Here is an 11,199-nt window from a genome sequence, read left to right as displayed (position 1 = left end):
AGACCCACCCCTCACTCTCGTCAATGCCAAAATGACAGGACACTGAAACTTTCGCGACAATCCCATGAAACAAGGACCATAACTCTTTGTCGGCAAAGCGTAATTTCGGCGCATAGCGACCTCGGCCCAGCCGCTTTCCTTCATATAAGCCCTGGTGCTTCGGTCGGCTGGTGGGTTGCCGGGAGGTTTCCGCTCCATACCTCGGCGCCCTCCCCTCTCGTGATCCCGTAAGAGCACAGGAGCTCTCCCCGCCACGCCTCAATGTCGACATGCTCGACTTCGACATGTCGACCGTTGGCGGATATCGTCCGCCGCAGATCGTTTCCCGCCGCCCCCTGTCGAACGAGGGTCGGCCGACCTCCTGATAAGAAGAGATACGCTTGCGAGGGAATCATGCGGGGCGCGGGCGGCTCAAGATCGGAGCTCCGACGAGCAGCGCCGATCCGCGCCAACCGCATCCGGGGCGGGCCACCGACGCTCCCCTCGATCTGTTCGTCACGGATGCCACGCGGATCGACCGGCGGGACGTCAACCTGCGTTGGCTCTGCGCAAGCGCGCTGACCGGATTGACCGGGGCCGGACTGATCGGAGCGGCGATCTACGTGTCGCTGCAGGGCGACGTTTCCTTCGCCGCGGTACCTGAACATGCCGAGATCGTCGTTCGGCCGGCCCCCAGCGACGATACCGCCGACCTCGCGCGGAAAGGCGACCGCCTCGTCCGTAACCTGATGATCGCCTCCGCCAAGCAGACGTTTCGCTCCCCGGTGACGGTCCGTCTCGGAGAGCGCGAGATCATCAAGGTCCGCCCCTTCGTCCGGATCTCGACGGCGCTGTCCATGTCCACGGGTGTCTTCTCGGCCGAAGTGCCGCGCTTCGACCCGATGAAGTTCGTCTCCAGTGAACCGCTGGAACGGGCATCCGAGCCGAGCGCGGCGGATGCCCCCGGTGCGGAAGTGACCGTGATCAAGCGGGATCTCACGACGATGCCCATCGAGGCGTCCACGCCCGCCCTCGGGGACGACGCCGTCACCGCGCAGGTCGAGGAAGAGAAGCGGCTCGCGGCGGAGGCGGGGCGACGCACGGCGCTTCCCATCGCTCCGCAATTGATGCTGTCGCGGGCCCTTCAGCAGGGCATCGCCTCGCCGGATTTCGGCGGGATGTCGCCGGCATCGGGCGATGCGAGTCCGTTCAAATCCATCGAAGTCCTGGTGGTGCCGGAGAACGTCACCAATCTCGCCAAGACCAGCCTGCGCCAGGGCGAGACGCCGCTGGTGGAAGATCGCGACCTCGCGATCAAGCGCGGCGACACGCTCGAAGCCTTGCTGAAGGCGACGGGCCAGGCGAATGACGAGCAGATCAAGGGCATCGTGGCGGCGCTCGGCGGACGTGCGCGTGTCGGCGAGCTGGCCGAGGGGCAACAGTTCCGCGTTCAGATCGCACCGGGCCCGAAGCCCGGCGATCCGCGACAGGTGACCCGCGTCACCCTCTATGGCGAGAACGGGGTCGAGGCGACGGCGGCCATCAACGATCGCGGCGCTTTCGTTTCCGTGGCGCAGGCGGTGGAGGACAAGTCGGCCCGCAAGGCTCCGGTCGCCTCCGAATCCGGGGATGACGACGAGGATGAGAATGGCGGTTCGGGCCCTCGCCTCTACCAGAGCCTCTACGAGACGGCGGCACGGCACGACCTGCCGCGTGCGACGGTCGAAGATCTCGTGCGGATTTTCAGCTACGACATCGACTTCCAGCGTCGGATCTCCAACGGGGACAGTCTCGACGTCTTCTATACCTATGACGAGGAAGGCGGTCAGGTCGCATTGGACCGGCCGGAACTGCTCTATGCTTCGCTCAACCTCGGCGGTGAGGTCCGCAAGGTCTATCGTTTCCAATCGCCCGATGACGGCTCCATCGATTATCTCGACGAGCAGGGGCGCTCGCTGAAGAAGTTCCTCATCCGCAAACCCATCGCCGACGGCATCATGCGGTCGGGCTTCGGCTACCGTCGCCATCCGATCCTCGGCTATGCCAAGCTGCATACCGGCGTCGACTGGGCCAATCCGATCGGAACGCCCATCGTCGCCGCCGGAAACGGCACCGTCATCAAGGCGGAATGGGATTCCGGCTACGGACGACGGGTCGAGCTCCAGCACATCAACGGCTACGTCACCACCTACAATCACATGTCCCGCTTCGCCCGGGGCGTGACGTCGGGCGCCAAGGTGCGCCAAGGTCAGGTGATCGGCTATGTCGGCTCCACCGGCCTCTCCACCGGTGCGCATCTGCATTACGAGGTCATCATCAACGGCCATTTCGTGGACCCGATGAAGATCCGCGTACCGCGCGGACGCGAACTCGATGGGCGGATGCTCACCGAGTTCACGCGCCAGCGCGAGCAGATCGACGGCACGATGCAGAAATCCCGCACCGGCGCCGCCATGGCCCAGAGCACGACCACGCGCTGATACCAGAGCTCGCTGAGCCTGACTCATCGAGGTCTGCCCGCGCGACGGCGCGGCGGCTTTCATCCGCCGGACCTCACTGAACCTGACTTGAGGGTCGGGTTCAGTGAGACTTGGTATGAGGCGCCCTCGCCTCACGCGAAACCGAGTCGTCGGCGTATCTCCGCCGGCGTGACGCCCTGCCCTCTCAGATCGCCGAGGGATTCCGAGCCGCGCGATTTGGCGAGCTTCGTCCCGTCCGGCCCGAGGACGAGGGCGTGGTGATGATAGGCCGGGCCGTCATAGCCGAGCAGAGCCTGCAGCAGGACATGCAGATCGGTGGAGGCGAAAAGGTCCGCGCCGCGCACCACGTGGCTGATCCCCTGGACGGCGTCATCGATCACCACCGAGAGGTGATAGCTCGTCGGGACGTCACGGCGTGCGATCAGCACATCGCCCCAGCGGGCGGGATCGGCGACATGGCTCGTTTCGGCATGAGCGGCATCGAGACAGCGAAAGCGATGCGGGCCGGGACTCCGCGCGAGAGCATGCGCCATGTCGAGCCGCCAGCCATGCGGCAGGCCGGCGGCGAGGCGGGCCGCCCGTTCCTCGTCAGACAGGACGCGGCAGGTGCCGGGATACAGAGGCGCCCCGTCCGGATCGCGGGACGGTACAGGTCCGGCGGCTTCGATCACGGCGGCACGGGAGCAGAAGCAGGGATAGGCGAGGCCGCGCGAACGCAGCCCCTCCAGAGCATGCCGATAGGCCGGGAGATGCTCCGACTGGCGCCGGACGGCCCCGCTGACCCCGATCCCGAGCCAGGCGAGATCCTCCTCGATGGCGGCGATCAGTTCCGGGCGCGAGCGCACCGGATCGATGTCTTCGATCCGCAGGCAGAGGTCACCGCTGAGCCGCGCGGCGAATGTCTCGTTCACCAGGGCCGAGTAAGCGTGTCCGATATGAAGCCGCCCGTTGGGACTCGGCGCGAACCGAAGCCGGATTGAGGCGGACGCTTCGCTCATCCCCCGGAATGGCGCAGGCACTGCTTTGCTTGCGGAACGCAGGCGATGCCGGGAAGGGAGCAGGCCGTCTCCTCGCCGTAACGCTGGCAGATTGTGCAGCCGTCGCTCCATTCGGCGCAGGATGCGTCGATGGCCGCCGCACCATGTCCGGAACGTCCGTGCGAAGCAGGCGCGAACGTGCCGATCAGGATTGTGACCACCACCGTCGCCGCCACGGCCCAGGCCACGAGACCATCCCGGTTCGACGGTGCCGAAGCATCGGGAGGAGGCGAGCTAGGTGCGTGCATGGCCCCGTGTTCGCTTGCTCGCCGCGCGCTGTCAACGCGAATTGCCGCTCAGGCCGCCGCGGCGGAACGGCGTTCGAGGAGAGCGGGCAAGGCCTTGAGGTCGAGGGGTTTTGCCAGGAATTCGTCGAACCCCGCCTCGCGCGCCGCCCGCTCGTCCTCGCGGCCGGTATTGGCCGTGAGGGCCACCAATCGAAGCGGAGCGCGACCATGCTCGGCCTCGCTGGCGCGCAGGCGCCGCGCCGTTTCCAGACCGTCGATCCCCGGCATGCGGATGTCGATGAGAGCGAGATCGAACCGGGATGCGGGATGATCGAGCCGGGCCAACGCCTCGGACCCGTCCCGCGCCAGAACGACCGTGGCGCCGAGACGCTCCAGCGCCCTCGTGGCCAGAAGTGCATTGATCGGATTGTCCTCGGCGAGGAGCACGTGGATATGCGGGGCCGCGCGCGGGCTTCCCGTCGGCTCCGCCGCGGCGCTGGGACCCGGCATGGACGAGCCGGGATGCTCGATGGACGAGGTCGGCACGAGGAGCCTGTCGAACAGGGAACGCGCCCGCACCGGCTTGATCAGATAGCTGTCGAAGCCGGCCGCCCCCGGCGCACCGAACTCGCGCCGATCGAAGGGGGAGAGCAGGATGAGGCTGCAGCGCACGCCCCGTCGCTTCGCCTCCGCCGCGAGCCTGCGCACGTTCTCGTCGCCCAGCGCACGGTCGGCGATCACCGCGTCGAAGGGGACGCCGGACAGGGTATCGAGCCCGGCCTCGACATTCGCCACCACCACCGCCGACGCCCCCGACCGGGACAGCCGCCTTGCGAGGAACGGAGCCTGATAGGGCGAATCGGCGACGATCAGGATCTTGCGGCCCTGCAGCGACACCGGGGATGGTTCACCATCCGCCACAGCGCCGACGGGAAGGGGCAGGTGCACGGTGAAGGTGCTGCCACGGCCGATGACGGAATGCGCATTGATGCCCCCACCCATCCGCGTGACGAGGCGGCGGGTGATGGCGAGGCCGAGGCCGGTTCCTTCATGGCGGGTGCTGGCGCTGTTGTCGCCCTGCTCGAATTCCTCGAACAGAGCGGGGATGCGAGCCTCGGGAATGCCCGATCCCGTATCCGAGACCGCCAGGACGATGTCGGGGGCGGCCCACCGTATCGTGACGCCGACCCCGCCCTGATTGGTGAACTTGATCGCGTTGCCGGCGAGATTGACCACGATCTGCCGGATGCGGTCCGCGTCCCCGATGAATTCGACAGGGACGTCGTCCGCCACGTCGATGGCGATCTCGATACCCTTGTCCTGCGCGCGGGGGGCGAGGAGCTCCACCACGCCCTCCACCACGGCGCGGAGATCGAACGGCTCCGCCGACAGGTCGAGGCGTCCTGCCTCGATCCGCGAGAAATCCAGGATGCCGTCGATGAGCGTCAGCAGGGCCCGGCCCGACGTCCGCACCGCCTCCACATAGGTCCGCTGCTCGGCATCGAGGCCGGTATCGAGGACGAGATCGGCCATGCCGAGGATGCCGTTGAGCGGCGTTCGGATTTCGTGGCTCACGGTGGCGAGGAAGCGCGACTTGGCGACATTGGCCGCCTCGGCGCGATGGAGCGCCTCATCGAGGGAGCGGGCGGATTCGATTCGCTCGGTGATGTCGGAGCCTGCCCGCAGCCATTGCGTGCGACCGCCGACACCGGTGACGCGCGTCTCGATGAAGGAGAACCAGCGTGGAATGCCGTCGACGGGGCGGACCTGCATCTCCACGCGGGTGACGCCGTCGGGATGCTGCTGGCGGACTCCCTGCTCCAGGATCTCGAGTTCGGCCGTCGAGCCGAGCAACGTCAGGGGCTCTACACCGAAGAGACGCCCGAACCCATCATTGGCGAATGTGATGCGCCCCTGCGCGTCCCGCTGGACGATGACGTCGGTGGTCGCCTCAACGAGGGCGCGGTAGCGCTCCTCGCTTTCCGAGATCCGCCAGATGCTGTCCTGTAGCCGCTCGATCTCGGTCGTGTCGGCGGCCGGTTGCCGCCGCGCGCGGGCAGCCGCGTAAATCGCGGCGATGGCCGCCAAGAGGGTAAGGACGAGAACGACCTCCTGTGCGATCATCGACCTCTCCGTCCGGAAGCGTGGGCGGATCGCCGCCGGCCCGGACATGGTGCAGCGGGGCATCGTTGCCCACCGTCCCGCTCTCGCTCCATTCCGGTCCCTCGCATACCCCCTTGATCGCATGTGAGATTGAAGGACGGCTTTCGAAAGGAGCTTAAAGCTTTCTTGCCGCGAAACGGAGCATCGCCCGATCCGCACCGGCGACGTCGTGGACGCATCGGATGCCGGCCGGCTCGACGCGTCGCGCTTCACGGGCAGGCCGCGATGGTGTAGGCGCGACGGCTTGTTCCTGGGCCGCCCCTCCCCCGAGGGTAGCCCGCGAGACGCAGGCACCATGACCCTTTCGCTGTCAGAGACTTCTTCGCAGCCGGACGCCTCCGGCTCCATGCCGACCCGCATCGAGGCCACCTTCGCCCGCTGCCGCGCGGAGAAGCGCGCTGCCTTGGTGACCTACGTGATGGCGGGCGATCCCGATGCCGAGACCTCCTTGAAGGTGCTTCAGGCGCTGCCGGAGGCCGGCGCCGATATCGTCGAGTTCGGGCTCCCCTTCACCGACCCGATGGCCGATGGGCCGGCCATCCAGGCGGCGGCCTTGCGCGCCCTGAAGGGTGGACAGGACCTGGTCAAGACCCTCGGCCTCGTCCGTCGTTTCCGCGAAGGCAACACCGCCACGCCGGTCATCCTGATGGGATACTACAACCCGATCCACGCCTACGGCGTCGACCGCTTTCTCGACGATGCGGTCGCGGCGGGCCTCGACGGGCTGATCGTCGTCGACCTTCCCCCCGAAGAGGATGACGAGCTCTGCCTGCCGGCTCTGGCGAAGGGCCTGGCCTTCATTCGGCTGGCGACGCCCACCACGGATGAGCGCCGCCTTCCCGCCGTCCTCGCGAACACGGCCGGCTTCGTCTATTATGTGTCGATCAACGGAATCACCGGCACGGCGACACCGGATTTCGGCCGGGTGGCCGAGGCGGTGGGCCGTATCCGCAATCATACGGAGTTGCCCGTGGTGGTCGGCTTCGGTGTTCGGACGGGCGTGCAAGCGGCCGAGATCGCCAAGGGCGCGGACGGGGTGGTCGTCGGGTCGGCTCTGGTCGACGTGGTCCACCGGGCCGTCGTGGATGGCCGGGACGCCGCCGGAGCGGTGAGCGCCCTCGTGCGCGAACTGGCCGAGGGCGTGCGCGGGCGTTCCGCCTGAGCGCTGCCCCGGACCGATAATTCCGCGAGCCGGTCTCCGGCTCATCCGAGACCCCTTCCCTCAAGAATGGTCAGTCGACGATGGTTGAACCCATGAACTGGATCTCGGAGGTCGTGCGCCCCAAGATCAAGACCCTGTTCAAGCGCGAGACCCCAGAGAACCTGTGGGTCAAATGCCCCGATAGCGGGCAGATGGTGTTCCATAAGGAAGTCGAGGGGAACCATTGGGTCATCCCGGGCTCCGAGCACCATCTGAAGATGAGCGCGCAAGCGCGCCTCAAGATGATGTTCGACGAGGGCACCTGGATCGACGTGCCGCTGCCGGAAGTGGCGACGGACCCGCTGAAGTTCCGCGACGAGAAGCGCTACGCCGACCGCCTGAAGGATGCCCGCGCGAAGACCGGGATGCCGGACGCCTTCAAGATCGGCTTCGGCCGGGTCTCGGGTCTGCCGATGACATTGGCCGTGCAGGACTTCGCCTTCATGGCCGGCTCGCTCGGCATGGCGGCGGGAGAGGCCTTCGTGCGGGGCGCCGAGACGGCCCTCGACAAGCGCACGCCCTACATTCTGTTTTCGGCCTCCGGCGGCGCGCGCATGCAGGAAGGCATCCTTTCGCTGATGCAGATGCCCCGCACCACGGTGGCGGTCCGTCGGCTGAAGGCGGCGAAGCTTCCCTATATCGTCGTACTCACCAACCCGACCACGGGGGGCGTCACCGCCTCCTACGCCATGCTCGGCGATGTCCATCTCGCCGAACCCGGCGCCCTGATCTGCTTTGCCGGGCCTCGCGTCATCGAACAGACGATCCGAGAGAAACTGCCCGACGGTTTCCAGCGTGCCGAGTATTTGCAGGAACACGGAATGGTCGATCAGGTCGTGCATCGGCATGCCCTGAAGGATACGATCTCACGGCTCTGCGGTTTGCTGATGAACCAGCCCGCGGCGACACCGGCGCGCGCGGGCGCCGTTGCCGAACCGGCTTGAGCCCACGCGCGATACGGCGAGCCGATCCATGGATTCTTCCGACGCGCTGATGGCGCGCTTCCTGGCCCTTCATCCGCGTACGATCGATCTGTCCCTCGGGCGGATCGAGCGCCTGCTCGAACGGCTCGGACACCCTGAGCGCAAGCTGCCTCCGGTCATTCATGTGGCCGGCACCAACGGCAAGGGATCGACCATCGCTTTCATGCGGGCGATCCTCGAAGCCGGCGGTCTCGCCGCGCATGTCTATACCTCACCGCATCTCGTGCGATTCCACGAGCGTATCCGCATCGGCGCGGTGGGCGGCGGCAGCTACGTGCCCGAGGACCAGCTGGCCGACGCCCTGGCACGCTGCGAGGCCGCGAATGCCGGCGAACCGATCACCGTGTTCGAGATCACCACGGCCGCGGCCCTCCTCCTGTTCTCGGAAGCTCCGGCGGACGTGCTCCTGCTCGAAGTGGGCCTCGGCGGGCGTGTCGACGCCACCAACGTGATCGATCGTCCGGCGGCGGCCGTCGTCACGCCGATCGGCCGCGACCATGCGGAATATCTCGGCGATACCGTCGAGGCGGTGGCGACGGAGAAGGCCGGCATCTTCAAACGCGGCTGCCCGGCGATCATCGCCGCCCAGGATTACAAGGAAGCGGATTCGGTCCTCTGCCGCTTCGCCGAAGAAATCGGCGCCACGCCGATCCGGGTCGGCAACCAGGATTTCTCCGTCCATGCCGAGCGTGGGCGGATCGTCTATCAGGACGAGCTCGACCTGTTCGACCTGCCGCAGCCCCGGCTCAACGGACGTCACCAATTCACCAACGCCGCCACGGCGATCGCCGCCCTGCGCGCCGCGGGATTCGGCGATATCGGCGTCGAGGCCATCGAGACCGGTCTGAACAAAGTCGAGTGGCCGGGTCGCCTTCAGCGCCTCAACCGCGGCCGCCTCGCCGACATGGCACCGGCCGGCGCGGAACTCTGGCTCGACGGCGGCCACAATATCGACGGCGGCCGCATCCTCGCGACCGCGATGGCGGATCTCGGCGAGCGTAGCGACGTGCCGCTGGTCCTGGTGGCGGGCCTGCTCGGCACGAAGGACGCGGAGGGATTCCTGCGTAACTTCGTCGGGTTGGCGCGCGGTCTGATCGCGGTCCCCATCGGAGGTCAGATGGCGGCGCGCCCCGCCGAGGAGGTGGCGCAGATCGCCGCCGATGTCGGCCTCACCGCCTATGTGGCCTCCAGCGTCGAGGCCGCCCTGGAAAGCCTCGCCGACTTCGCCTTCGAGCAGCCGCCGCGCATCCTGATCTGCGGCTCGCTTTATCTCGCGGGCAACGTCCTGACCGCCAACGGTACGCCCCCGACCTGATCGCGCCGGCGGATTCGTCGCCGGCTCGGGCGTTCGTCGCGATTGCGAAGTCCGGCGAACCCTCCGGCGGGATCGTCGCCAGCTTCCGACAGGGTTAAAACATCGTTTGCCTTGGACAACCGCCGCGATCGAGAGTCTCGGGCGCCGATGCGGCGTGACGGAGACAACGTCTGTCCTTATTGTCCGGCGCCGAAGCCCCGAAACGATCCCCGCTTTTCACCGAAGCAGCCACACTTGTGGCATCGGGCATTGGGTGTGGCTCCTGCGCTACATCTCAGCTGCCCAAAATCGACTAGTTTGATTGTGGATCGGGCAACTCGCTGGGGATCAACGATGAAAAAGCTTCTTACCTCTTTCGCGGCCTTCACGGCCCTCACGGCTGCGGCCACCGCCGCCGACCTTCCGCGTCGCGCTGCACCGCCGGTCTTCGTGCCGGTGCCGGTGTTCACCTGGACCGGCTTCTACTTCGGTATCAACGCCGGTTACGGCTTCGACGCCGGTAGCGACAGCAACCGCTACAACCTCCCGGCCGGCTCCGTGCTGAACTCGGGCACCACCAATGGTGTTCTGTCGGTCGGCAACGGCAACAACAGCGAAGGTTTCGTTGGCGGTGGTCAGGTCGGCTACAACTACCAGTTCACCCCGGGCTCGGGCCTGGTCGTCGGTCTCGAAGCTGACGCTCAGTACACCGATTTCAGCAACCGTTCGCGTCTGTTCCCCGGTACGGCTGTAAGCTTCACCGGCACCCCGGGTGTTGCTGGTGGCTCCGCTGTCCGGACCCCCGGTAGCGAGATGAACTTCTTCGGTACCGTTCGCGGCCGCGTCGGTTACGCCTTCGACCGCGTCCTGTTCTACGGCACCGGCGGCTTCGCCTACGGCGACGGCGGCGCTGGTGGCGACGACTTCCGCACCGGCTACACCGCTGGTGGTGGTATCGAGTACGCTCTCCCCACCGACTCGTTCCTGAACTTCTTCCGCTCTTCGGCCGTGACGCTGAAGGTCGAAGGCCTCTACGTGAACCTCGAGCAGGATGGCCGCGGCGCCCGCTCCGTCTACAACCCTGCCACGGACGTGCTCACGCTCAGCCCCTCGGCTCGCGAGACCGAGTTCGCTGTCGTCCGCGCCGGTCTGAACTACAAGTTCGGCTCGTACTAAGCCGATACGTCGCAACGTCGACACAGGTCTCGAAACGGAGAAGCCCGGCCTTTATGGCCGGGTTTTTTCGTTTCCGAACCACGGCAAGCACCGGCCGGTGCGCTCCACCGGACATAAAAAAAGCCCGGCCATGAACGGCCGGGCTTTGTCCTCGAAAGCTTAGCGAGTGCGCTCAGGCGCTGGCCTGGATCCAACGGGACAGATCGCCCTTTGGAGCCGCGCCGACCTTCTGGCTCGCGAGCTCACCGCCCTTGAAGATGAGAAGGGTGGGAATCGAGCGGATGCCATATTTGGCGGCAATGCCGGGATTCTCGTCGACATTGACCTTGGCGATCTTCACCCGGCCTTGCATGTCAGCGGAGATTTCTTCGAGAGCCGGGCCGATCTGACGGCAGGGGCCGCACCATTCCGCCCAGAAATCCACGACCACGGGCTCGACGGACTTGAGAACGTCCTGCTCGAAGCTCGCGTCGGTCACTTTTACCGTCGCCATCACGATCCCTTTCACATTTCACGGGCGGCGCGACCTTGCCTGCGCCAGCTTGAGAACGAGAGTTGGCGACGTGAACCGGGACGGTCAAGGCGTAAGATGCCCAAGGCGGTACAGCCGTCCGATTCCCGCATGCATCATCCACCGATGTTCGACCCGGCGGGATGTG

General features: G+C 66.7%; 9 protein-coding genes. 5 read left to right on the top strand and 4 right to left on the bottom strand.

Annotated features, from left to right (window positions below):
- The first annotated feature begins 380 nt into the window (after positions 1-380).
- Positions 381-2,459 (top strand): M23 family metallopeptidase, encoded by a 2,079-nt coding sequence (locus tag AC0IXR_RS24335; protein WP_056429122.1) that lies wholly within the window; start codon positions 381-383, stop codon positions 2,457-2,459.
- A gap of 131 nt (positions 2,460-2,590) precedes the next feature.
- On the opposite strand, the gene gluQRS is transcribed toward AC0IXR_RS24335, so the two are convergent.
- From gluQRS to AC0IXR_RS24320, 3 genes are read right to left on the bottom strand one after another with little or no spacing between them, the layout of a single operon-like run.
- A complete protein-coding gene (gluQRS, locus tag AC0IXR_RS24330) occupies positions 2,591-3,457 on the bottom strand; it encodes a tRNA glutamyl-Q(34) synthetase GluQRS (protein WP_056429118.1) in 867 nt (288 codons plus the stop codon).
- Positions 3,454-3,744, bottom strand: coding sequence for a hypothetical protein (locus AC0IXR_RS24325; RefSeq protein ID WP_056429114.1), 291 nt, complete (start codon positions 3,742-3,744; stop codon positions 3,454-3,456). The genes gluQRS and AC0IXR_RS24325 overlap by 4 nt, the downstream gene beginning before the upstream one ends.
- A 48-nt stretch (positions 3,745-3,792) precedes the next feature.
- Positions 3,793-5,847 carry an ATP-binding protein gene (locus tag AC0IXR_RS24320; protein WP_471762493.1) on the bottom strand — a complete coding sequence of 685 codons (2,055 nt, stop codon included), beginning with the start codon at positions 5,845-5,847 and terminating at the stop codon, positions 3,793-3,795.
- Between the two features lie 385 nt (positions 5,848-6,232).
- Between AC0IXR_RS24320 and trpA the strand changes: the two genes are divergently transcribed.
- From trpA to AC0IXR_RS24300, 4 genes are all read left to right on the top strand, one after another.
- Positions 6,233-7,048, top strand: coding sequence for a tryptophan synthase subunit alpha (gene trpA / locus AC0IXR_RS24315; RefSeq protein WP_207413164.1), 816 nt, complete (start codon positions 6,233-6,235; stop codon positions 7,046-7,048).
- An 80-nt stretch (positions 7,049-7,128) separates the two neighbouring features.
- Positions 7,129-8,031 carry an acetyl-CoA carboxylase, carboxyltransferase subunit beta gene (gene accD / locus AC0IXR_RS24310; RefSeq protein ID WP_056429110.1) on the top strand — a complete coding sequence of 301 codons (903 nt, stop codon included), beginning with the start codon at positions 7,129-7,131 and terminating at the stop codon, positions 8,029-8,031.
- 28 nt (positions 8,032-8,059) lie between these two features.
- Complete coding sequence (locus AC0IXR_RS24305) at positions 8,060-9,385, top strand: bifunctional folylpolyglutamate synthase/dihydrofolate synthase (protein ID WP_056429106.1); 1,326 nt, start codon at positions 8,060-8,062, stop codon at positions 9,383-9,385.
- Between the two features lie 333 nt (positions 9,386-9,718).
- The gene (locus AC0IXR_RS24300; RefSeq protein WP_311276678.1) at positions 9,719-10,540 is read left to right on the top strand and encodes an outer membrane protein; all 822 of its coding nucleotides are present in this window, start codon (positions 9,719-9,721) and stop codon (positions 10,538-10,540) included.
- 172 nt (positions 10,541-10,712) lie between these two features.
- Here AC0IXR_RS24300 and trxA read toward each other — a convergent pair whose 3' ends face one another.
- Positions 10,713-11,033: a thioredoxin gene (trxA, locus tag AC0IXR_RS24295; RefSeq protein WP_056429100.1), complete on the bottom strand. Its 321-nt coding sequence runs from the start codon at positions 11,031-11,033 to the stop codon at positions 10,713-10,715.
- Positions 11,034-11,199 lie beyond the last annotated feature (166 nt).

It is taken from the genome of Methylobacterium sp. AC832 (genome assembly GCF_979256025.1).
This window is presented reverse-complemented; position numbering and strand designations above follow the sequence as displayed.